Source organism: Bacillus sp. PK3-037 (assembly GCF_054161355.1).
Genome location: NZ_CP096408.1, coordinates 590,234 through 613,099 on the forward strand (window position 1 = coordinate 590,234; position 22,866 = coordinate 613,099).

General features: G+C 40.8%; 18 protein-coding genes. 10 read left to right on the forward strand and 8 right to left on the reverse strand.

Going from position 1 to position 22,866, the window contains the following annotated elements; all coding sequences use genetic code 11:
* Nucleotides 1–453 precede the first annotated feature (453 nt).
* The 5 genes from pgsB to M1D69_RS03145 all read left to right on the forward strand — a co-directional run bounded on the left by pgsB (nucleotide 454) and on the right by M1D69_RS03145 (nucleotide 4,840).
* Nucleotides 454–1,635 carry a poly-gamma-glutamate synthase PgsB gene (pgsB, locus tag M1D69_RS03125; protein WP_019715925.1) on the forward strand — a complete coding sequence of 394 codons (1,182 nt, stop codon included), beginning with the start codon at nucleotides 454–456 and terminating at the stop codon, nucleotides 1,633–1,635.
* A 14-nt stretch (nucleotides 1,636–1,649) separates the two neighbouring features.
* Nucleotides 1,650–2,099 carry a poly-gamma-glutamate biosynthesis protein PgsC gene (gene pgsC / locus M1D69_RS03130; protein WP_010332116.1) on the forward strand — a complete coding sequence of 150 codons (450 nt, stop codon included), beginning with the start codon at nucleotides 1,650–1,652 and terminating at the stop codon, nucleotides 2,097–2,099.
* Nucleotides 2,100–2,117: 18 nt separating this feature from the next.
* Nucleotides 2,118–3,260 (forward strand): capsular polyglutamate synthetase PgsA, encoded by a 1,143-nt coding sequence (gene pgsA, locus M1D69_RS03135; RefSeq protein WP_458104611.1) that lies wholly within the window; start codon nucleotides 2,118–2,120, stop codon nucleotides 3,258–3,260.
* A gap of 14 nt (nucleotides 3,261–3,274) precedes the next feature.
* Complete coding sequence (gene edmS, locus M1D69_RS03140; RefSeq protein ID WP_010332114.1) at nucleotides 3,275–3,442, forward strand: extrachromosomal elements maintenance protein EdmS; 168 nt, start codon at nucleotides 3,275–3,277, stop codon at nucleotides 3,440–3,442.
* Nucleotides 3,443–3,598: 156 nt separating this feature from the next.
* Nucleotides 3,599–4,840, forward strand: a complete 1,242-nt coding sequence (locus M1D69_RS03145; RefSeq protein ID WP_458104610.1) for a C40 family peptidase — start codon at nucleotides 3,599–3,601, stop codon at nucleotides 4,838–4,840.
* A 36-nt stretch (nucleotides 4,841–4,876) separates the two neighbouring features.
* Here the strand turns inward: M1D69_RS03145 and M1D69_RS03150 are convergent, their stop codons facing one another.
* Both M1D69_RS03150 and M1D69_RS03155 read right to left on the reverse strand, forming a co-directional pair.
* Nucleotides 4,877–5,737, reverse strand: coding sequence for a Cof-type HAD-IIB family hydrolase (locus M1D69_RS03150; RefSeq protein WP_458104609.1), 861 nt, complete (start codon nucleotides 5,735–5,737; stop codon nucleotides 4,877–4,879).
* Nucleotides 5,738–5,892: 155 nt separating this feature from the next.
* Nucleotides 5,893–6,861 carry an LCP family protein gene (locus M1D69_RS03155; RefSeq protein ID WP_069486829.1) on the reverse strand — a complete coding sequence of 323 codons (969 nt, stop codon included), beginning with the start codon at nucleotides 6,859–6,861 and terminating at the stop codon, nucleotides 5,893–5,895.
* Nucleotides 6,862–7,191: 330 nt separating this feature from the next.
* On the opposite strand from M1D69_RS03155, the gene M1D69_RS03160 reads away from it, so the two are divergent.
* Nucleotides 7,192–8,565 (forward strand): sugar porter family MFS transporter, encoded by a 1,374-nt coding sequence (locus M1D69_RS03160; protein WP_227598621.1) that lies wholly within the window; start codon nucleotides 7,192–7,194, stop codon nucleotides 8,563–8,565.
* Between the two features lie 46 nt (nucleotides 8,566–8,611).
* Here the strand turns inward: M1D69_RS03160 and M1D69_RS03165 are convergent, their stop codons facing one another.
* From M1D69_RS03165 to M1D69_RS03175, 3 genes are read right to left on the reverse strand one after another with little or no spacing between them, the layout of a single operon-like run.
* Entirely contained in the window at nucleotides 8,612–9,736 is a 1,125-nt protein-coding gene (locus tag M1D69_RS03165; protein WP_458104608.1) for a Ger(x)C family spore germination protein, read from the reverse strand.
* Nucleotides 9,733–10,839 carry a spore germination protein gene (locus tag M1D69_RS03170; protein WP_458104607.1) on the reverse strand — a complete coding sequence of 369 codons (1,107 nt, stop codon included), beginning with the start codon at nucleotides 10,837–10,839 and terminating at the stop codon, nucleotides 9,733–9,735. Before M1D69_RS03170 ends, M1D69_RS03165 begins: the two co-directional genes overlap by 4 nt.
* A gap of 5 nt (nucleotides 10,840–10,844) precedes the next feature.
* Nucleotides 10,845–12,296: a spore germination protein gene (locus M1D69_RS03175; RefSeq protein WP_458104606.1), complete on the reverse strand. Its 1,452-nt coding sequence runs from the start codon at nucleotides 12,294–12,296 to the stop codon at nucleotides 10,845–10,847.
* A gap of 266 nt (nucleotides 12,297–12,562) precedes the next feature.
* On the opposite strand from M1D69_RS03175, the gene manA reads away from it, so the two are divergent.
* Both manA and M1D69_RS03185 read left to right on the forward strand, forming a co-directional pair.
* On the forward strand, nucleotides 12,563–13,513 hold the full coding sequence (manA, locus tag M1D69_RS03180; protein ID WP_458104605.1) for a mannose-6-phosphate isomerase, class I: 951 nt from the start codon (nucleotides 12,563–12,565) through the stop codon (nucleotides 13,511–13,513).
* 130 nt (nucleotides 13,514–13,643) lie between these two features.
* Complete coding sequence (locus M1D69_RS03185; protein ID WP_458104604.1) at nucleotides 13,644–16,286, forward strand: glucosaminidase domain-containing protein; 2,643 nt, start codon at nucleotides 13,644–13,646, stop codon at nucleotides 16,284–16,286.
* Nucleotides 16,287–16,391: 105 nt separating this feature from the next.
* On the opposite strand, the gene M1D69_RS03190 is transcribed toward M1D69_RS03185, so the two are convergent.
* From M1D69_RS03190 to M1D69_RS03200, 3 genes are all read right to left on the reverse strand, one after another.
* Complete coding sequence (locus M1D69_RS03190; RefSeq protein ID WP_458104603.1) at nucleotides 16,392–17,714, reverse strand: phage baseplate protein; 1,323 nt, start codon at nucleotides 17,712–17,714, stop codon at nucleotides 16,392–16,394.
* A gap of 129 nt (nucleotides 17,715–17,843) precedes the next feature.
* On the reverse strand, nucleotides 17,844–18,986 hold the full coding sequence (locus M1D69_RS03195; protein WP_458104602.1) for a CDP-glycerol glycerophosphotransferase family protein: 1,143 nt from the start codon (nucleotides 18,984–18,986) through the stop codon (nucleotides 17,844–17,846).
* Nucleotides 18,987–19,018: 32 nt separating this feature from the next.
* Complete coding sequence (locus tag M1D69_RS03200; protein ID WP_458104601.1) at nucleotides 19,019–19,789, reverse strand: WecB/TagA/CpsF family glycosyltransferase; 771 nt, start codon at nucleotides 19,787–19,789, stop codon at nucleotides 19,019–19,021.
* 417 nt (nucleotides 19,790–20,206) lie between these two features.
* Between M1D69_RS03200 and tagD the strand changes: the two genes are divergently transcribed.
* Both tagD and M1D69_RS03210 read left to right on the forward strand, forming a co-directional pair.
* The gene (tagD, locus tag M1D69_RS03205; protein WP_458104600.1) at nucleotides 20,207–20,596 is read left to right on the forward strand and encodes a glycerol-3-phosphate cytidylyltransferase; all 390 of its coding nucleotides are present in this window, start codon (nucleotides 20,207–20,209) and stop codon (nucleotides 20,594–20,596) included.
* A 158-nt stretch (nucleotides 20,597–20,754) separates the two neighbouring features.
* Entirely contained in the window at nucleotides 20,755–22,776 is a 2,022-nt protein-coding gene (locus M1D69_RS03210) for an alpha-glucosyltransferase N-terminal domain-containing protein (protein ID WP_458104599.1), read from the forward strand.
* The last annotated feature ends 90 nt before the right edge of the window (nucleotides 22,777–22,866 follow it).

Below are 22,866 nucleotides of genomic sequence, written 5' to 3' on the forward strand. Positions count from 1 at the left end.
GTCAATTTGGAATGGGCCTAATATTGTCTATTCCGTGCAGAAAGGATGACATTATGACCTTATCCTTAAGAAACAGGCAGAAATAATTTTGTGTTCATAAGAACCGGAAACACGCATTGTATCAGCAAAAGCCTGATATACCGGGCCGGAAAAAAGATTGATTTGAAATGCATATTAAACTGAACATCCAAGGCGTGACTAAACGTCCAGAAGGAAATCATTTGGTAAATGAAAGCGCATTCGTTTTTAGTATTAAAAAAATCAGTAAGATGTAAGTCCTGCCGATTTCCAAAAATAGAAAACACTTTGTAGGTACAAAATCTCTTTCAAAAGAGAAGTTTGGCTCAGTAGATTAGGAGAGATTATGTTACATAATGCCGATTGAGAATTCATAGTGATTCTATATACTGATGAATGAATTTACAACAATATAGAAGGAGATGTCGATAAGCAATGTGGTTACTCATTATAGCCTGTGCTGTCATACTGGTCATCGGAATATTAGAAAAACGGCGACATCAGAAAAACATTGATGCCCTCCCTGTTCGAGTGAATATTAACGGCATCCGAGGAAAGTCCACTGTGACAAGGCTGACAACCGGAATATTAATTGAAGCCGGTTACAAAACTGTCGGAAAAACGACAGGAACGGACGCAAGAATGATCTATTGGGATACACCGGAGGAAAAGCCGATTAAACGGAAACCTCAGGGACCGAATATCGGCGAACAAAAAGAAGTCATGAGAGAAACGGTAGAAAGAGGAGCCAACGCCCTCGTCAGTGAATGTATGGCCGTTAATCCGGACTATCAAATTATCTTTCAGGAAGAACTTCTTCAAGCTAATATCGGTGTCATCGTAAACGTGCTGGAAGATCATATGGATGTCATGGGGCCGACGCTTGATGAAATTGCGGAAGCGTTTACTGCTACTATTCCTTATAATGGCCATCTTGTCATTACAGATAGTGAATATACCGAGTTCTTTAAACAAAAAGCCAAAGAGCGAAACACAAAAGTCATCATTGCTGATAACTCGAAAATTACTGATGAATATCTTCGTAAATTTGAATATATGGTATTCCCTGATAACGCTTCTCTCGCACTGGGTGTGGCTCAAGCACTCGGCATTGATGAAGAAACAGCGTTTAAAGGAATGCTGAATGCGCCGCCAGATCCGGGAGCAATGAGAATTCTTCCGCTGATCAGTCCGAGCGAGCCTGGGCACTTTGTTAATGGGTTTGCCGCAAACGACGCTTCTTCTACTTTGAATATATGGAAACGTGTAAAAGAAATCGGTTATCCGACCGATGATCCGATCATCATTATGAACTGCCGCGCAGACCGTGTGGATCGGACACAGCAATTCGCAAATGACGTGTTGCCTTATATTGAAGCAAGTGAACTGATCTTAATCGGTGAAACAACAGAACCAATCGTAAAAGCTTATGAAGAAGGTAAAATTCCTGCAGACAAACTGCATGATCTGGAGTACAAATCAACGGAAGAAATTATGGAATTGTTAAAGAAAAGAATGCACAACCGTGTCATATATGGCGTCGGCAACATTCATGGTGCCGCAGAGCCGTTAATTGAAAAAATCCACGAATATAAGGTTAAGCAGCTCGTAAGCTAGGAGGAAATGCAGACATGTTCGGATCAGATTTATACATTGCACTCATTTTAGGTGTACTACTCAGTTTAATTTTTGCGGAAAAAACAGGGATTGTGCCGGCAGGGCTTGTTGTACCGGGGTATTTAGGACTTGTGTTTAATCAGCCGGTCTTTATTTTACTCGTATTGTTAGTCAGCCTGCTCACCTATGTCATTGTGAAATTCGGTTTATCCAAGTTTATGATTTTGTATGGACGCAGAAAATTCGCTGCCATGCTGATCACAGGGATCGTCCTGAAAATTGCCTTTGATTTTCTATACCCGATTGTACCATTTGAAATCGCAGAATTTCGAGGAATCGGCATTATCGTGCCGGGTTTAATCGCCAATACCATTCAGAAACAAGGATTAACAATTACGTTCGGAAGCACGCTGCTATTGAGCGGAGCGACCTTTGCTATCATGTTTGTTTACTACTTAATTTAATGTAAGGTGTGTCAAACGATGAAAAAAGAACTGAGCTTTCATGAAAAGCTGCTGAAGCTGACAAAACAGCAAAAAAAGAAAACCAATAAGCACGTATTTATCGCGATTCCGATCGTTTTTGTCCTCATGTTTGCTTTTATGTGGGCAGGCAAAGCAGAGGCGCCAAAGGTTAAAACCTATTCAGATGACGTTCTTTCAGCCTCATTTGTAGGTGATATTATGATGGGGCGCTATGTTGAGAGAGTAACGGAACAAAAAGGGGTAAGCAGTATATTTCAATACGTTGAGCCTATCTTTAAAGCATCAGACTACGTAGCCGGAAACTTTGAAAACCCGGTAACTTATAAAAAGAACTATAAGGAAGCAGAAAAAGAAATTCATTTGCAGACAAACAAGAAATCCGTAAAAGTCCTGAAGGATATGAATTTCACGGTCCTTAACGGCGCGAATAACCATGCCATGGACTACGGCGCACAGGGCATGAAAGATACACTTGAAGAATTTTCGAACCATAACCTCGATATCGTTGGGGCTGGATACAGCTTGAGCGATGCGAAAAAGAATATCTCATATCAAGAAGTAAATGGGGTAACAATCGCAACCCTTGGATTCACGGATGTATCCGGCAAAGGTTTCGCGGCTAAAAAGAATACACCGGGCGTGCTTCCCGCAGATCCGGAAATCTTTATCCCTATGATTTCAGAAGCGAAAAAACATGCGGATGTCGTAGTTGTACAGTCACACTGGGGACAAGAGTATGATAATGATCCGAATGACCGTCAGCGCCAATTGGCAAGAGCTATGTCTGATGCAGGTGCCGATATCATCGTCGGCCATCACCCGCACGTCCTTGAACCGATCGAAGTCTATAACGGGACCGTCATTTTCTACAGTCTGGGGAACTTTGTGTTTGACCAAGGCTGGACAAGAACCAGAGACAGTGCGCTCGTGCAGTATCATTTGAAGAAAAACGGAACGGGACACTTTGAGGTAACGCCGATTGATATCCATGAAGCGACACCTGCCCCGGTTAAAAAAGGCAGTCTGAAACAGAAAACAATTATTCGCGAACTGACGAAAGACTCTAATTTTGCATGGAAAGTAGAAGACGGAAAACTGACTTTTGATGTCGATCACAGTGACAAACTAAAATCTAAATAATGGAGTGATATAAGATGAAATTTGTCAAAGCCATCTGGCCGTTTGTTGCCGTTGCAGTCGTGTTTATGTTTATGTCAGCTTTCAAATTCAACGATCAGCTGACTGATCAGGAAAAGCAGAAAATCGATACAGAAATTCATAAAATTCAACAGCAGGAAGAAACGGCAAACGCCGCTAAATAACACACAAAAAAAGAGAGTGTCTTACGAGACATTCTCTTTTTTTATTTGCCATTTTGAAAGCCGGCATATTCATTCTGTAAAAATATGAAAAAGTCTCTTAATATATCTAGAAAAATACCGATGTTAAAACTGCAAATAGAGGAGGAGATAATAAAAGTGAACACACTGGCAAACTGGAAGAAGTTTTTGCTTGTGGCCGTTATGATTTGTTTTTTGGTTCCTATTATGACAAAAGCGGATATTGCGGAGGCTGATGCAAAATCTGACCTGATCATCAGTGAAGCAACGAAACTGCTTGGGTATAAGTATAGATACGGCGGTGAAACACCGAAAGAAGGTTTCGATTCATCTGGATTGATTCAATATGTTTTCGGTCAGGCTGATATTCATCTGCCGAGATCTGTGAACGACCAGTCAAAAGTCGGAACGGCAGTAAAGCCGGCAGATCTAAAACCAGGTGATATTTTATTTTTCAAAAAAGCGGGAAGCAGCGGGACTGCACCGACACACGCCGCTCTTTACATTGGAGACGGGCAAATGATTCACAGCACCCTATCAAAAGGGGTTATCGTCACAAACTACAAAAAAAGCAGCTATTGGGGCGGCTCTTACATTGGAGCGAAACGAGTCGCTGCCGATCCGGAGACTGCTGATGTGGCTGTTGTGCAGGAGGCCGAAAAATACCTCGGCATTCCGTACGTTTTTGGCGGAAGCACACCGTCAGAGGGCTTCGATTGCTCAGGGCTTGTGCAATATGTCTTTAAACAGGCGCTTGACATCTATCTGCCGAGATCAGCAGAGCAGCAGTGGGCAGTAGGTGAGAAGGTGGCGCTTCAGAACATGAAACCCGGTGATGTCATCTATTTCAGCAATACGTATAAAACAGGAATTTCGCATGCCGGCATTTATGCAGGAGGCGGAAGGTTCATTCAGGCGAGCCGGTCTGAAAAAGTAACCATTTCCTACTTATCAGAGGATTATTGGAAATCTAAGATGACAGGCATCCGCCGGTTTAACAACCTGACAATTCCGAAAGAAAATCCGATTGTGTCGGAGGCGACGCTCTATATCGGGGAAGTTCCTTACAAAAAGGGCGGGGTTTCTCCAGAAACAGGATTTGATACTTCTGGCTTTATCCAATATGTTTACCAGAAAGCGGCAGGCATTTCACTGCCCAGATACGCGACGAGCCAGTATAAAGCGGGAACAAAGGTTGATAAGGCTGACCTGAAACCGGGAGACATTGTCTTTTTCCAATCAACAAGCTTAAACCCGGCCATCTATATCGGAAATGGCCAAGTCGTTCATGTCACATTAACAAACGGTGTAACCATTACCAATATGAATACGAGCACGTATTGGAAAGATAAATACGCGGGAAGTATTCGGGTGCAATAAAAAACAAAGACTCCAGAATCTCTGGAGTCTTTTTCTTTATGCATATTGGCCGGATAGAAGCTGGTCTATAAAGTGGGCCACACCATTTTCATCATTGCTTTTCGTCACGTAAGTGCTTTTTTCTTTCAGTTCATCAATCGCATTTTCCATTGCGATTCGGTGTCCTGCCACTTCGAACATGGATAAATCATTCGGACTGTCACCAATCGCATAGATATCTTGCGTCTCAATTCCGTATTTGCCGGCAAGCTCAGTCAGCGCGCGCCCTTTGCCGGAAGAGGCCGGGAGAATTTCGATAATGTGCTTTCCGGAAGAGGTTTGCGCCAGTTTTTTATGATGCTTCAGTTCTTCCTTCGCATGTCTCAGTTTTTCCATATCAAAGGAGAAGCAAAGGAGCTTGTAAATGTTTTCGCTGCCGTCGAAAATCGATTCGATATGCGGGATCGGTTTGATGCCGAACTGCTTGAACTGGGTCATGGCCCCTTTCCACAATTCGTCCGTGTTTTCATCTGGATTTGCGCTTTTTAAAATATCAAGCTCTGCTTGAAGCTTAGATTCGCCGTCAAAAGGAGAAAGCAGATGGTCATCTGTATAGACCTCGAAGTAAATATTTTTTGAGAGCAGGTAATCAGCGATCGCTTTGCCGGCCTCTTGATCCATTAATGTCCGGCTGATCAGGCGGTAGCCTCTGTCATGAACCGTTCCGCCATTTGCCGCGATGATAGGGATATCTAAGTCTTCCAGCAGCGCTTTAACATCAAACGTTGCTCTTCCTGTGCAAATGGTAACGAGGATACCCGCATCAAGCGCCCGCTTGATAGCCGCTCTGTTTTCATTAGAAATGATGCTTTCCTTATTCAGCAATGTACCGTCTAAATCAATCGCTATTAATTTCATATGTAGGGGAAACCTCCTTAATAATGAAGCTGCTTCGTGTAGTATGTTCAGCTTTCATACGAAACATAAACCATATAGGACAAGGCTAAACCTTACGATCCTATTTTTCAACAATGAAATATGTAAAACGGGATGGCTGCACGCCATCCCGTTCATTATACACCTAAATCGTTTTGCAGCTCTTCTTTCACTTCCTGCAGTTTTTCCTGATTCAATCTGAAATAGTAGACGCCGCCAGGCTCATAGTCATAGCCTGTCAGCTGGATGGATTCAACCGACTTCAGTGAAGTGATAAACGGGAACAAGCCAATGGCATCTTTAAGAGATAGATTCATTTTTAAGTTTTCTCCCATTGTATCCACAATATCATCATAAGCCGGAATGGAGCTAAGTGATTTTGATTTATCGATAATGGCTTTCAGCACTTCCATTTGTCTTTGTCCGCGTAAAAGGTCACTGTCAGCTTTACGTGTTCTTACGTAAGCCAGCGCTTCCTCTCCATCAAGTGTGTGTGTGCCTTGTTGAAGGACAACTTTTCCTTTTGTATCCTTTTTGATTTGCTGGATGACTTTATCGCTTTTTACGTTGACTGTGACGCCATTCAGCTCATTTACCACGTCTTCAAACGCAGTGAAGTTGCTTTCGACTACATAATCAACGGGAATATCAAGCATTTCTTCAACTGTTTTTACACTTAGATCTACGCCGCCATAGGCGTGGGCATGCGTAAACTTATCATAGCCGTGGCCTGGAATATTCACATAGGCGTCACGCGGAATGCTCAGCATTTTGGCTGTTTTTTCTTTGCGGTTAAAGGTAATCAGTACATTCGCATCACTTCTGGCCTGGTCTACCGTCTCACCGTTTTTCTCCCTGGCATCAATCCCTAAAAGCAATACAGAGAAAGAATCCTTTCCAGGATCAAACTCTTTAATCCGTTTTACAGATTGTTCTCCGCGGGCAAGACTGACGTGAGCTTCTTTAGAAGCGTTGTTCAGTTTGACATAAGCGTATGTGCCGACAGAACCTGCGGCAATAATGAGAAAAGCCATTACACCGGCTAATAATTTCACCCATTTTCTCAGACGTCTCTTTTTCTTCTTACGCTGTGATCGTTCTTCCATATCAATACCTCACGTTTCATTAATATTTGAAGCGTACCATTCATTTTGCCGTAGGGCAACTGCCGATAAGACAATATTCGATAAAAATTCCTATATTTATATGTTTTTGTTTTTAGAGATTTATGCTGATGTGCTGAATCACCTTCTATTGGACGCCACTGGGGAAAAAAATGTTTCGGTGCAGTTGAAAAAAACGCCAGTAAATTAATGGATATTAGATGTCTGTACATCTGCATAGGTTTATTTGCCGGAAAAATAGGCTAAAAGATTTCTAAAAAACTCCGTGGACAGTACCATTAGATCACTGATTGGAGAAAGGGAGTCATTTCTATGAAGAAGCAGTCAAATATATGGCTTTATTTTTTCGGCGCTCTTGGTGGCGCTTTATATGGCTATGATACCGGCGTCATTTCGGGAGCCATTTTATTTATGAAAAAGGATTTAGGCCTCAACGCCTTTACAGAGGGACTTGTTGTCAGCTCTTTATTAATCGGAGCGATACTCGGTTCCGGAGCGGCTGGCAAGCTGACGGACCGTTTTGGCAGGAAAAAAGCGATTATGGCTGCCGCGCTGCTGTTTTGTATAGGCGGATTGGGAGTTGCGCTTGCGCCAAATACAGGAGTGATGGTGCTCTTTAGAATCATTCTGGGACTGGCAGTCGGAACATCGACAACGATCGTGCCGCTGTATTTGTCTGAGCTGGCGCCAAAAGAGAAACGGGGTGCGCTGTCGTCCCTCAACCAGCTGATGATTACGGTCGGTATCCTGCTTTCCTATATCGTCAATTACATATTTGCCGATGCGGAAGCGTGGCGCTGGATGCTTGGATTGGCTGCCGTACCATCATTGCTCCTGCTCATTGGTATTTTGTTTATGCCTGAGAGCCCGCGCTGGCTGTTTACAAATGGTGAAGAGGGCAAAGCGAAGAAAGTTCTTCAAAGATTGCGGGGAACAAAGGATATTGATCAAGAGATCCATGATATTAAAGAAGCGGAAAAAGAGGACGAAGGCGGTCTGAAGGAGCTGTTCGATCCGTGGGTGCGCCCGGCGCTGATTGCCGGATTGGGACTGGCGTTTCTGCAGCAATTTATCGGTACGAACACAATCATTTATTATGCGCCGAAGACCTTTACAAACGTCGGGTTCGGAAACTCCGCCTCTATTTTAGGAACGGTCGGAATCGGAACAGTGAATGTTCTTATGACTCTTCTCGCCATTAAAATCATTGATAAAGTTGGAAGAAAGCCGCTACTGTTATTCGGGAATGCCGGCATGGTGATCAGCTTAATTGTCCTGGCTATGGTGAATCTCTTTTTCGATAACACCCCGGCCGCATCATGGACGACAGTCATTTGCTTAGGCGTGTTTATCGTTGTGTTTGCCGTCAGCTGGGGCCCGGTTGTCTGGGTGATGCTTCCTGAACTATTTCCGCTTCATGTGAGAGGCATCGGGACTGGAGTCTCCACCTTGATGCTGCACGCTGGAACTTTGATTGTTTCACTAACCTATCCAATTTTAATGGAAGCGATCGGCATCAGCTATTTATTTCTGATTTATGCTGCGATCGGCATTATGGCGTTTCTATTTGTCCGGTTTAAAGTAACAGAGACGAAAGGAAAAAGCCTTGAAGAAATCGAGCAGGATTTGCGCGATAAAAACGGCCAGGGAGGATCGGCAGGTAAACAGCAGACAGCGGGAACGTAAATCACATTCAAAAGGGTGCTGCCAACAGGCGCACCCTTTTTGCTGCTTACCTCCCAACCGTTCCAAAATTAATGATTTTGAACGAAATATCGTATGTGAACTCTGCCTCAGTGAACGTTTCATCCCAATGCCCTTTTACTTTATTCCAGTAATCCGGGTATTGAATCCGAACGTAGTCAGATAAAAAGATAGGGTCTGCTTTATACGTATGCTGCAGCTGATCCATAATCTGCTTGATATCGTGTTTCAGCTTTTTCTCAAAAATGTTTTCCAGCTTACGCAAATAGCTCTCGCTAAAAGAATTTTCTCTTGGACTTTGATCTTCTGTCAGAATGCCTGTTGTTTTGACAGAAATATGAAAGACAGGCTTTCCATTCTGAATGGCAGGTTTGATTTTTGATTTGGACTTCTTAATCTCAAATGTAATCGGATAGCCTTTTTCTTCCGCCGGCATGACGCCGCCTTGGATCGTCCCCATTACCCACGTCAGCGCTTGTGTTTCATCCGCTGAAAGAAATCCGGCGAGTTTATTGCTGCCGCTTTTAATAATGCCAGCCCCGTCATACTTTGCTTTTCCCTTTTGGTTTTTCACGGCTTGAATGAGAAAACTGTAGCCGTTTTGGCAATAGATAGAAGCTCTTCCGATCCTAAGCGGTATCATAATTTTCCCGTTATATCCGCTGTTGTTTGTCAGATCAATCAGCTTTTCGGAAGGCATCGGCAGCTGCTGCTTTGGACTTCCTTCCGTGAAAATGTCTCCAGCTTCCCCTCTGGCTGCCATCAAATAGCTGCTTCTCCTCAGCTCATCATCCCGGATAAAATGGTTGAACAATTGATCGATATTTTGATTTTTCATTAGCTTTTCTCCCAAAAGAATCACTTTCAAATGATCGCTATAGATAGGAGGGTCCTTGATGGATACATCACTGATCGCTTCGAGAATGGTTTTCCCGCGGGAGGTCACATTGACAAATTCCGGTTTTCCTGATGATTGGCTGTCTTCACTTTGGGGAAGAAGGTTTTGATAGGTTAATTTATACTGATGGTCTTCAGTTTCATCGATAGCAAGTCCCCTGGCGAAAGACAGTTTTTCAATATTTTTGACATCCCAGCATCCGCAGAGCAACTGCAGCATCAGAACCATTGCTGCGAGCTTTATTATTGTCTTCATTGCAGCTGACCCCTCCCCAGCTTCTTCTGTACCCAGCTCAAAAACCAGATGAGAAATGGTATGATAATGACACCTAAAAATGCATATCCGAGAAGTGAACCGTAATAAAACACGGCATTCAGATCGTCAGGAAGCATTGTGAAGAAAAATGTAACAGCCAGCAGTGCAGTAAGCAGCCACGGATTGTTTTTATTTTTTAGGTGAAAGACATCTGTTAATCCAATATGCGCGCCTTTAAAGGAGCCGAGCATACATGCAAATTGCTGAGCTGTCCAAGTCAACTGTAAAAACAGGTCAAATCGTTCAATAAAAATCCCTGGGATTTCTAATGCGTGGATGAGTGAAATGGTTGGCCACGTCACTGTTTTAGCTTCAGCCACACTCATACAGCCAATGACAATAAACAAAGTAATGCTGTAAAAAACAGTTGAAGTTGCAATGCCCAAAGCGACAGCTTTTTTAACCTTCTTCGGATCTTTCATAAAGGGAATGAGATACAAAATGACTTCAAATCCTGAAAAATATAAAAGGGTTTTAGGAAATAAAGAGAAAAAACTTTGATAGCCGCCTTCAAATACGGGTCGGATAAAATCTAACTGAAACAAACGAAAGCTAAACATCAGAAGCATCAGAAAAATAATAATAGTAATAGGAAAGATATACGCATATACCTTCGCAATGGGGTAAACGCCTCCGGCCACATGATAGATGGCAACCGCCAGAAAAATAATGACGACAACAGCCATCGGCGTGTTTTTTAATAGAAAGAATGCGACAACCTCTCCCAAGACCCGGGCTTGAAAGCATACGATACCGATAAAATAAAGGGTAATAAATAAATTCAAAAAGAAACCGATCAATTTTCCGGCTGCAATGCTGTTGAGCTCAAAAATCGTTTTTCCGCTGTTTCGTTGAAGAAAAGGCAAAAAAAGCAGAGCATAAGTAATAAAAATAACGCCCTGAAGCAGGATCATAATCCATCCGCTCGGACTTTCGGTTTCAGCGGCTGAGCGGGGAAGGGTTAAGACACCGGCACCGATCATTGTACTGCTTACCATAATAAGCGTCTGCATAAATGTAAGCTTGTCCTCTGATTGCATCATAGCCATCACCTTTGTCTGATTTTATCTTTTGTGTCTTTACGGGTAGGTCTCCTTTTTAAAAATAGGGTAGGCATGCGAATCACAGTGTCCTTTAAATCTTGTCCGGGCTGTGCCATTATGGGAATAATGTAATCTTGGCCAAAGCTTTTCAGTCGCATCAAGTGGCCGATCACAAACAGAAAGACCATGATGACGCCATACATGCCGAGCATCGCGGCACTTATCATACCCGCGATGCGAATAATCCGCAGCGGAAAGTTAAAGGCGTATGAAGGAACGGTGAATGATGCCAATGCGGTAATGGATACAACTATGACCATTAGTGCGCTGACGATTTGCGCCTGTACGGCTGCCTGTCCAATGACAACGCCTCCAATAAGCCCAATCGTCTGCCCGATCGGTTTTGGCAGCCTTAAACCGGCTTCCCTGATCAGTTCTATCGTAAATATCATAATAAAGGCTTCGACAAAAGGCGGAAAGGGTACATTCAGCCTGCTGCCCGCAATCGAAATGGCCATTCTCGTCGGCAAAAGACCGGTGTGGAAGGAAACGAGAGAAATATATAAGCCGGGCAAATAAATGGTAATCAGGATGCTTGAATAACGAAGCAAACGAATAAGAGACATTGTAATCCAGCGCTGGCTGTAATCATCCGGTGAATGAATAAATTCATCCACCGTTGCCGGTACAATCAATGCAAATGGTGTACCATCTACTAATATGGAGACTCTTCCTTCTAACAATGAGCTTTCTACACGATCAGGCCGTTCTGTGCTTAAAATCGTGGGAAAGATTGAAAAGGGTTCATCTTCAATGAGCTGTTCAAGTGTGCCTGATTCCGGCAAATCATCTGTCGTGATGGATTTCAGCCGTTTAAATACTTCTTTTATGACATAATCAGGTGCAATATCCTGAATATAAGCGACAGCTATCTTTTTTTTCGTCCTTTTGCCTATGGTCATTTCTTTTATGACGAGATTAGGGTCACTCGTCCGCTCTCGCAAAAGCGCCGTGTTTGTCCGCAGTTTTTCAATAAAGCCAATCTTCGGCCCGCGTTCCACGATTTCTGAGGAAGGCTCTTCAAGGTTGCGCGTCATTAACGTTTTCGTATCAAATGCCAGCCCCGCGCTGTAACCATCGGCCAGCAAAATGGTATGTCCGGAAAAAATGAGCTGCTGTATTTCTTTTATTGTAGAAACAACGCTGTGATGATAGCCGAAAAAGAAAGCGGATAAATCTTCAATCAAGCCTTCTTTTTGAGCTAACGATTCTTTTTGTAAAGGAGAAATGACGTATTGCGCCAGAAGCTTATTTTCTGTCAAACCGTCAATATACAGCAGGCAAGCCTTCTGTCTGCTGTCTCCGAAAGAAAACGTATAAAACACGATATCGTCGTTTTGCCCCAATTTTTTTTTCAATGTTTCTACATTGCGCTGGAGATCAGAGTCGATTTGCATAGTGTCTCTCCTTTATAAAAACATATTGACGGTTTTTCTTAATTTGTATCAAAAAAGGAGAATTATTCTTCATAAGGAAAAGGCTGAAACAAACCTTCTTGTGAAAGTGATATAATAAAAAGGAAGCGTTTTCTAAAAAGGGGTCATTGATACATAATGCTTTGTACATATGTTGTCATTGAAAAACAGACAGACATGGGGGCGTTTGTAGGGGGCACGCATCGGGAAAATAATGATCAGCCATATAAAGGGGAGGGGTACGGATCATGACGCAATCACCGATTTTTTTCAAGCCAGTGTTTAAAGAAAGAATCTGGGGCGGCACCGCTTTACGCGATGTCTTCGGGTATGACATTCCATCAGAAACAACAGGGGAGTGCTGGGCCATTTCCGCTCATCCAAAAGGACCGAGCACTGTTGCGAATGGCCCGTATAAAGGAAAGACATTGACCGAGCTTTGGGATGAGCACCGGGAATTGTTCGGAGGCGTGGAGGGAGACCGGTTCCCGTTACTGACGAAGCTGCTGGACGTAAAAGAAGATACGTCGATTAAAGTCCATCCCGATGATTATTACGCTGGAGAGAACGAACAGGGAGAACTCGGCAAGACGGAGTGCTGGTATATTATTGACTGCAAAGAAAACGCAGAGATCATTTACGGACATACGGCCCGCTCAAAAACTGAGCTTGTCACAATGATTAACAGCGGTGACTGGGAAGGCCTGCTGCGAAGAATCAAGATTAAGCCGGGTGATTTCTATTATGTGCCGAGCGGTACGATACACGCTTTATGCAAAGGGACGCTTGTGTTAGAGACCCAGCAAAATTCAGATGCCACATATCGGGTCTGCGACTATGACCGTCTCGAAACAAGCGGCAAGCCAAGAGAGCTTCATTTTGCAAAAGCCATTAACGCGGCGACCGTTCCCCATGTAGACGGATATATAGACGAATCAACCGAATCAAGAAAAGGAATAACAATTAAAACGTTTGTCCAAGGGGAATACTTTTCCGTCTATAAATGGGACATTAGTGGAGAGGCTGAGCTTTCGCAAGATGAGAGCTTCTTGATATGCAGTGTAATAGAAGGAAGCGGTTCGCTAACGTATGGAAAAGAAACATGCCCGCTTAAAAAGGGAGATCACTTTATTTTGCCTTACAATATGTCCGACTTCACAATTAAAGGCACATGCACATTGATTGTGTCACACATGTAAACTTAATCTCACTTAGAGATTAAGTTTTTTATTTTTCAAAAATGGAATGGATTGACCTATAAATAGAGCATACGCGTGCCGATAAATAAACTAGTTTTATATACTCATTGAATAAGAAAGAGGAGAAGGAATGAAAAAGAGATTAATCGCACCGATGCTTCTGTCCGCCGCGTCCCTTGCCTTTTTTACCATAACCGGCTCTGCACAGGCTGCAGCGTATACGGACTACTCGATTTATAAGGTGGAGCCGGCAAAAACATTCAGTACAGAAAGCCAAGCCTCTCAGGCCGCCGCCAAATTGGAAAAAGACACAGGCTGGGATGCCTCCTATCAGGCTTCAGGAACAACAGCAACCTACCAAATTACCGCTACAGGCATACATAGCGAAGCACAAGCTAAAACCGTGCTGAGCGGACTGACAAAACAGACAGCCATTACAGGCACATCCAGTCCAGTCGGCAGCAAACAGCCGTATATGACCATCACGTCCGGCGCAATATCAAGTGAAAAACAGGCCAACACCTTGCTGGCCAAGCTTAAGCAGGAAACAGGGGTATCCGGCGCTGTGAAGATGTCCGGCACAGCCCAGTTTTACATGAACGTGGTTACCTCGGAAATAGCAGATGAGACGAAGGTCAAGGAGCTTATCCAAAGCCTGGCAAAGAAAACGGGGATAAAAAGCACGTACCAGCCCGTTACTCATGAAGTGTCTGTAACAAGCATTCAATCAGGTGCTATTATCGGAGACAGCAAGGCTGCCCAAGTCAAAAACGCATTTCAAAAAGAATCGGGACTGAAGGCATCATTAAAAGAAACAGCGAAAGGCCAAGCCTATTACACGTTTACAACAGCCTCTATATCAGGTGAAGCAAACGCCAAGACTTTGTTACAGCAGCTGAAACAAAGCACCGGAATTACGGGAAGCTACAAGTCAATCAATCAAAAAACAACAGCAGACGTATACAATGTCCAATCGGCTTATTTCAAAGGGCTGAATACAGTGAAGGATGCCATCAGCCAAATCAAGAAAAACACTGGGGTGTCCGGATATTATCAAAAGGTTGGCAAAAGCACATCATATACGGTAAACATGAAGAATTTGACAAAACAGCAGCTTCAAAAGGTCGACGCATTCTTCAAAAAGAAAAAATGGCATTACACGTCATCTGCCGTGAAAAAAACGGCAACGTCATCTGCCTATCAAATTACGACTGCACAGATTTTAGGTGAGCAGCAGGCCAACAAAGCTGCGGCCTTCTTCACACAGAAAAAAGTAAAGGCAACGAAAAAAGCGACTGGAAAAAAAGCCGAAAACCAATATCAGCTTATTTCTGAAGAAACAACAGACCAAGCAAAAGTTACGAAAGGTTTGAACATTTTAAAGAAGAATAAGCTAAGTGCTGCAGCAAAAACAGTAAAAAAACAAACTGCCAACACGTTTAAAATTACAACTGAATCTCTGCTGGGTGCGGCAAAAGTCAATGAAGCCTTAACGTTCTTTAAATCGAATCAGATTTCAGCCGCAAGCAAAAAAACGGGTCAGACAGCAGGAAGTAAATATCAAATCACCACTGAGGCGATCATCAGCCAAGAGGACATCGATCGTGTACTTGCTTTTTTCAAAAAAAATAACGCCTCTGGCACAGCCGTGAAAACAGGCGCGACAGCATATACACAATACAAAATTCTGACATCTCAGCTCAGCAGCAAAACAGCATTGAACAATGGACTGAACTATTTTAAAGCTCAGCAGTTAAGCGCGAACTACACGACCAAAAGCAACACGCTTTATAAAATTAGCCTTAACGAGCAATTCACAGGCAATAGCGCAGCTTCCGCGGCATCAGCGAAGCTGAAACAATTATATGGATGGACATCATCCACTGTAAAAATAAAAAACGGTCCGCAAATCATGAAAACGAATTATAATCTCTCGCTTCGTGATATGGTTCAAAAACAAATGAAAGTCAGCCCGCAAACCGACGGTGCAGCTTACGTATCACTCGCGTATATCAATACAGCAACCTCAACGGTTACCGCTGATGTACTCAACATCCGGTCAACGCCGGCAGTCAGTCCGACGAACGTCATCGGCCAATTAAAAAAAGGCGATAAAGTGAAAATCATCGGCCAGACAAACGGCTGGGCTAAAATCAATATGGGATGGAGAAACGCTAGCAGCGATGAAGTAGGACAATACGTTGACCCGAACAACTTTTCCAAGGACAGCAAATACTACTTCCAATTTCTTAAGCTGTCACAGACAGCCGGACTCAGCGTTGCCGAGGTCAATCAGAAAGTGCTTGCGGGCAAAGGCATCCTGACAGGGAAAGCAAAGGCATTTATCGATGCCGCAAATAAATACAGCATCAACGAGCTATATTTAATCTCACATGCTCTCCTAGAAACAGGAAACGGAACATCCGATTTGGCCAATGGTTTAACCTATAACGGAAGAACCGTTTATAACATGTACGGAATCGGTGCATACGATAGCAACCCGAACTACTACGGCGCCAAATACGCATACGAGCAAGGCTGGTTCACACCAGAAGCCGCCATTATCGGGGGCGCCAAGTTCATAGGCTCATCCTACATTCATAACACAGCCTACAATCAAGACACGCTATACAAGATGAGATGGTCAGCCACAGCTGCACACCAATACGCAACAGATATCGGCTGGGCGTACAAACAAGTAAACCGCATGTACAGCCTGTATTCATTACTGGATGGGTACACATTGTATTATGATGTTCCGGAGTATCGATAAATAGCAACTGAAAAACTTATGGATCGGTATGCAATCTCTATTTGTTATCTTTTTACTTTTTCTAAAATAGGCTGAAGCTCTTTATGCTTCAGCCTATTTTTAATTTCATACTTCAATCTTGTCAGCAACAATCATAAATACGCTCATTCTTGAACCATTTGGAATGGCAGCATCATCAGGTCTGATTTTTGTGTTTCCTTTGATAAAACCTATCTCAAGAACATTTGATTTTTCACCGCCGGCAAAATACCAAGACCCCATGCGGATATCCTTCTGTTTTAAACGAAAATCTCCCTCTATTGCTTGATGAAGTAAACTGATATAGCGTTCATTTAAATTAACTTGGAGGTTTCCCCCTGTATTGATAGTAATATTTTGGACTACATTTGATGTGTATGATGGTAAATAACCTGAAGATGGAATCACCCATTTTTTATTTTGGGCATTATATTCTAATATGAATGTTTGAATAAAAGGTTGGAATCTCTCTGGTGATTTCTCTTGATGACCGACCGTTTTTAATAAAGGAGTCCGAATGATAGGTACGTGATTCATAAAATTTTCATAAGAGTGGTAGGCATAAATTCTGCTTATTCTACTGCCTTCTTTACCGCTGGTGATTCCTACCATCAGAGATTTTGCTCCAGTTTCGGGATTAGTGTACATGCAAATCCCTTCAGGTTCACGGAAATTATTTTCATATCGATAAGAAAGGTCACTGCCAACAGTAATTTCTTTCTGTAACAAAATCTTACCGGAAGTATCGAACACAGTAATGAGGTTGGGATACGTTTTGCTGTTAGTATCTCCTGTATACCAATATAAATAGCCGTCATCTAAAAAGAACCCTTGTAAGTAATGAAGTTCTTCAGGAATGTTAATCGTATATAGAGGGTTATTTTTATTTGCTATTGCATCGTCCAGGTTAAAGACTGTAACCCATTGTTTATTATTGACTGTATCATATTGTCTGACTGCCAGCTGTCTATTTTTCATATCAAGTGCAGGTGTAACCCTATGATTTAAAGGGAGATTAGAGAAGCGCTGAAGTTCCTTGGAATTTTCGTCTAAAGTAGCACCAGCTTTATATGGAAAACAAACTAAATCACTTTTATCTGTTTCATTCGGTCTATCGTATAGTGACCAGATATAAATGGTGCCGTTTCGGTTTTCAATCCCGATATTTGTACCGTGTCCTCCATGTTTCAATAGCATGCTGTCTAATTGCAATCCCTCAAAAGAAAGACGGGTTATCCGAAAGCTTTGAGGGCTTCCGCCTCCCATCCCGGTTGCCACTTGTGTCGTATAAATTTGATGATTTTTTTCGTCGAAATTAAATGATTGAAGGACCGTTTTGTCAGCAACACGAAGTTCAGTAAATAATTTTGGAGTTATTTTTGTGAAATTAAACAGTTCTTTTTGGGCCATATGTTCATCACCTCTATCAATTTTTGCTGCCACCAAAAGCAACTATTTATATTAAAGCAAACATATGTTCGGTAGTCAAGAGAAAAAAGAACACTTGTTCTGTTCCTGAACAAGTGTTAAACAAATGTATTATATTTGATCTTTTATAAATTGTAATAGGTTCTTACTGGAATTTCCTCTAGAATACATATTCCACTTTGCTGAAAAATCTTTAATTTCGGGAATATTAAAGGAAGCTCTGAGGATTTCATTCAGCAATGATTGACTGTCATAACAGGCTCTTCCCGGTATGACTGAAAGATAATTATCAATCAACCCACGTTCTTCATTATATTTCTTAAAATCATATGTGTAGAAAAGAATCGGCTTATTTAAAATAGAATATTCAAATGGAACGGAAGAGTAGTCAGTGATTAATATGTCTGCCGTTATGAGCAAATCATACAAAGAGTAATCTGAAACATTTTTAATATAATGACTAGAAGAGGTAAAGGCTATATTGTTTTGAACTGCGGGATGCAGTTTAACGAATAAAACATATTCTCCGTTTAACTCATGAATGAGTTGCTCTTCGGTTAAAGGCAGTTGTATTGCGTTCATATCATAATCCCTAAAAGTCGGTGCGTAGAGAATGATTTTCTTTTTGTTTTTTTGAAAATCAGCATTCTTCTTTTTGCTATCAGTGTAATATGGATCAGTTAAGGGCACACCTGTTCTTAATAGTTGATGATCCTTTACTCCAAAAGATTTCTTAAAGATATCTGCCATTTCTTCAGAGCCAACGGTTATATAATCAAAAGACTTGTATACCTTTTTGAACCTTTCCAAATCAGTTTGTGTTCGTTGCAGGTTTGTTATATCCTCTAAACCAAATTTTTTTAAAGAGCCGTTTGCGTGCCAGACTTGGATACACTTGGTTTGAGGCCGTTTATTTAACACGCTTGTTAACAAAAAGTAATTATCTGCAAGAACGATTTTGCTGCTAAACATGAGATAAACGGCTCTAAAAAGATGAAAAGGACTTTTTTCTTTTAAAGAATATGTTTGGATCTGAGAAAATCTCTCGGCTATAGAGGATGCCTGGTGTGTATATAAAATGTTTAAAGTGAATGGGTACTGTTTTCGTTCATATTCCTCCAAAATCGCTTTTGCGTTTGCTTCAAACGAGATAAGCAGTGTTACATTATTCCTTGGTTTAACCCATTGCAGAAAAAAGGCGATTGCTGATAACAAATACAGATAGCAATTCGCCAATAATGATCTTATTTTCATTTTTATCAATCCACTTGTTTATATATTTTCGTTTATAACTGTTTTGTATGATCTTTTTCAGGTTTCGGATAAAAAGTCTTTCCGGTTTTTTCTTCCTTTAAAACAGCTAAAGCGTATTTTGGAATGCTGAGCATTCTTTTCCAGCGCCACGGATTTGTCACTAAACGATAAAGCCATTCCAAATTCAAACGAATCATCCAGGAAGGAGCCCGTTTGACATTGCCGCTAAACACATCAAAGCTTCCGCCGAGACCTATTGAAACAGCCTGAGGGAATAAATGTCTGTAGTTATGAATGAACTTTTCCTGATGAGGATATCCTAATGCTACGAATACCATATCTGGCTTTGCATTTGCAATTTGTTTTGCTACTTTGGCTCTGTCTTGGACATATCCATCTGAATAGCCCGTGATTTGTATATTTGGATATTCAGAAGAAATTTTGGATACGACATTCTCTATAACATCTTTCTTCGCACCGTATAGAAATATACGTTTTTTCTTTTTGTTAGCAATGCCGAGCAACTCTTTAAACACGTCGTATCCTGCGATTCGGGATTGAAGTCTGCTGTTAGTCAATCGGGACATCATGACTACTCCAATGCCATCAGGCAAAATAAAGTTTGAAGAGGACAATACATTAAAGTAATCTTTATCTTTAATAGCCGCATATCCTATTTCGGGATTTACCGTAGAAATAAATGCCCCGATTTCCTGATCAATATAATGTTGTTCAAGGTGATTCATGAAGGATGTGAGGTCGCTGTTTACATAAGAAATATGATGAATAGTTTCAGTTTGCATGTCCGGATCCTCCTTCCCTTAATAAAATCTACTTATATAGTTAAAATCCCAAGAGATAAAAAAACAAAATAACCTAACGTATATTTTAACATAAAACCCGAACAATGGCTTAACATTATCTTTACATTAAATTTAAATATGTTTCCATTTTTACAATTGGATGAACGGATGAACGATAATCCTTGCTACCAAAGGAGTTCTAGTTTGTTTACATATTTTGGATTGCTTTTCTCTGCATGAGCACTTAACCTTTTGTGGGCTGTATGCTATAATTAGTGATCAGTGAAGACATACGAGAAATATGTCGATATAAGGAATGTAAACAAAATAGTTGCCCAGGGTATTTAGAATTCAATCGCTAACGACGATAGTGTTTTTAATATTGTTTTTTAACATTAGGAAGGAGAGTTTCTCTAAATGAAGAAAGTCATCACTTACGGAACTTTTGATTTATTGCATTGGGGTCATATTAAATTGCTTGAACGTGCAAAGCAACTTGGTGATTATTTAGTTGTTGCTATTTCAACGGATGAATTTAACTTACAAAAGCAAAAAAAGGCTTATCATAGCTACGAGCACCGTAAATTAATTTTAGAAACTATTCGGTATGTTGATGAAGTGATTCCTGAGAAAAGCTGGGAACAAAAAAAGCAGGATATTATTGATCATAATATAGATGTTTTTGTTATGGGGGATGACTGGGAAGGTAAATTCGACTTCCTTAAAGATCAGTGTGAGGTTATCTATCTTCCTCGAACTGAAGGCATCTCTACAACAAAGATTAAAGAGGAAATTGCTGGTATGTAATTTAGGGTCCTGATATCATTGGCTTAATATCTAAAAAAGTACTTCTTATTGAAATAAGAAGTACTTTTTGATGCTTACATTGATTTTTATACAAATGTATACGGGAAAGATATCAATTTCAATGAACATACATTCTAGGGAGCCGAAGGGAGTAAGAAATGTCTTTACATGCGGTGAGTGAATTTAATATAAAACAAAAAATACCTGACATGAATTATTATTTTATTTCTGGCGGCCTGCCGAGTAATTATGGCGGTCTGACTAAGTCACTGTTATTGCGTTCAAAATTATTTGGAGAAGAATGTAACAGAAAAACATTTTTTTTAACGTTTCGCTTTGATCTTGAATTGGCTTCTAAAAAGCAGGATTTGTATAAAAACGGTAAGATCGATGAAAAATATACCAGCGTTATAAATCTATATGATGATTTCTTAAGTGTGAAAACAAATGGGAAAAGATCATATGAGGAAAAATTAGGGCTGGAACAGATAAAAAAGCAAGCTGGTATGGGGAAATTCGCCAAAACTGTATCGAGGCTATTTGGCAAAGGAAACAGTGAAATTTCCGTAACTTATTATGCTGACGGAAAGACAATCCGTTATGTTGATTATTCGAATGATAAAAGTCAGCTTATAAAGCGAGAAGAATATACAAAAAACGGCGGTCTAGCACTTGTTACTCATTATGATGAGCAATTAAATAAGATGTTTTTGCAGGAATATGTCAATAATAAAAATCAAGTATATTTAGACAAGCACTATGTATGGAACAGTGAAGAGAAGGATATTCAATTCTCACATTTCACTTGGTATTCTTTAGAGGGCGAGAAAAAAGTTAAAGACGAATCGGAATTGCGTCAATTTTGGATAGATTATTTACAAAATGAAAACGATGTACCGAAGCTGTTCCTAGTTGATAGCCGGCCTCAGGATAAGCATGTTTTCAAAGTGAAGAAATCACCTTCTTCTTATTATGGAGCTATCATTCATAATAAACATTACGGCAATAATAAATACCAAATTAAAGGCCGTTACAAAGAAGTATTCAGTCAAATGTATAATCTGGATGCCATCTTTTTTATAACTGAAGAGCAAATAGACGATTTCAGATTAATCTCAGGAGATCAAGAGACGTTTTTCTTTACTCCGCATACAATCGATAAGCCGCTTAATCCTAATGTATTGAATGTGCCGAGTGAAAAATACAAAGCTGTCATTATTTCAAGACTCGCATCAATGAAGAATCTAACACATGCAGTAAAAGCTTTTAGCTTAGTAGTGAAAGAAATTCCCGAAGCTAAACTAGATATATTCGGATCTGGTGAAGATTTTGAAAAAATAAAAAAAGAGATTGAAGAGCATAAACTTCAGAATAACGTCTTTTTGAAAGGTTATACAAATAATCCGGACTTGGAGTTTCAGAAAGCGTGGCTTACGATATCAACCTCCCACTTTGAAGGATTCGGCCTCTCAAATATGGAGGCGCTAAGCAATGGGTGTCCTGTTGTAACGTATGATTATGATTATGGAGCAAGGAGTCTTGTAACTGACGGAGTCAATGGATATGTCATTGAGCAGTATAATATAGAAAAACTGGCTGAGGGCATCATCACTTTAATGAGAGATGAAAAAACTCATCAGGAATTCTCAGAACAAGCTTTTAAAATGGCTGAGAAATATTCAAGATCCAACTATATTCGAAATTGGGGTTATGCATTGAACCGAATGATTGAGGTTCGTGAAGAAAAAGCAATGCTCTTTAAAAAGATAGGGAAAAAAGAGCTGCCAATCAGTTCATATACTAAGGATCAGGATGAGGTTAAACTTGAACTTGACCCTCACACTCAGGAAGACTTAGTAAAACAAATAAGCTTAGTGGGCATGGACAGAAAGAACAAGGCTGAGATTATTAATATTCCCTTACTAAATGACAGTCATTTTAGAATTGACCTGAAAAAAGATATAAATATTGAAAAAATAGCAGCTAACAAAACTCAGGTCATTGATTTTTATATTCGTTTTATTGGAACTAATCATATAAAAATCATACGCAGGGTTTCGAGTGAAGAAATAAAGTTTGACAGGAATCATGTGATGACGGATCTTGGTTATTGCATAGAACCCTATACAACAGTAAAAGGTAATTTCTCTTGGAAATTAACGGAGCTGAAAGAAGGTTAATACCCTTAAAGGATGCAGTGCTGTTATTGTGAACCTTTTATAAGGAAGCAGTAAGGTAAGAGCTTTTATACAGAGGAGCAGACAATAGTA

Excerpts from the sequence above, each read along its gene's own strand:
- pgsB (WP_019715925.1), top strand. The coding sequence starts at position 454 with ATGTGGTTACTCATTATAGCCTGTGCTGTCATACTGGTCATCGGAATA.
- pgsC (WP_010332116.1), top strand. The coding sequence starts at position 1,650 with ATGTTCGGATCAGATTTATACATTGCACTCATTTTAGGTGTACTACTC.
- pgsA (WP_458104611.1), top strand. The coding sequence starts at position 2,118 with ATGAAAAAAGAACTGAGCTTTCATGAAAAGCTGCTGAAGCTGACAAAA.
- edmS (WP_010332114.1), top strand. The coding sequence starts at position 3,275 with ATGAAATTTGTCAAAGCCATCTGGCCGTTTGTTGCCGTTGCAGTCGTG.
- M1D69_RS03150 (WP_458104609.1), bottom strand. The coding sequence starts at position 5,737 with ATGAAATTAATAGCGATTGATTTAGACGGTACATTGCTGAATAAGGAA.
- M1D69_RS03155 (WP_069486829.1), bottom strand. The coding sequence starts at position 6,861 with ATGGAAGAACGATCACAGCGTAAGAAGAAAAAGAGACGTCTGAGAAAA.
- M1D69_RS03160 (WP_227598621.1), top strand. The coding sequence starts at position 7,192 with ATGAAGAAGCAGTCAAATATATGGCTTTATTTTTTCGGCGCTCTTGGT.
- M1D69_RS03165 (WP_458104608.1), bottom strand. The coding sequence starts at position 9,736 with ATGAAGACAATAATAAAGCTCGCAGCAATGGTTCTGATGCTGCAGTTG.
- M1D69_RS03170 (WP_458104607.1), bottom strand. The coding sequence starts at position 10,839 with ATGATGCAATCAGAGGACAAGCTTACATTTATGCAGACGCTTATTATG.
- M1D69_RS03175 (WP_458104606.1), bottom strand. The coding sequence starts at position 12,296 with ATGCAAATCGACTCTGATCTCCAGCGCAATGTAGAAACATTGAAAAAA.
- manA (WP_458104605.1), top strand. The coding sequence starts at position 12,563 with ATGACGCAATCACCGATTTTTTTCAAGCCAGTGTTTAAAGAAAGAATC.
- M1D69_RS03185 (WP_458104604.1), top strand. The coding sequence starts at position 13,644 with ATGAAAAAGAGATTAATCGCACCGATGCTTCTGTCCGCCGCGTCCCTT.
- M1D69_RS03190 (WP_458104603.1), bottom strand. The coding sequence starts at position 17,714 with ATGGCCCAAAAAGAACTGTTTAATTTCACAAAAATAACTCCAAAATTA.
- M1D69_RS03195 (WP_458104602.1), bottom strand. The coding sequence starts at position 18,986 with ATGAAAATAAGATCATTATTGGCGAATTGCTATCTGTATTTGTTATCA.
- M1D69_RS03200 (WP_458104601.1), bottom strand. The coding sequence starts at position 19,789 with ATGCAAACTGAAACTATTCATCATATTTCTTATGTAAACAGCGACCTC.
- tagD (WP_458104600.1), top strand. The coding sequence starts at position 20,207 with ATGAAGAAAGTCATCACTTACGGAACTTTTGATTTATTGCATTGGGGT.
- M1D69_RS03210 (WP_458104599.1), top strand. The coding sequence starts at position 20,755 with ATGTCTTTACATGCGGTGAGTGAATTTAATATAAAACAAAAAATACCT.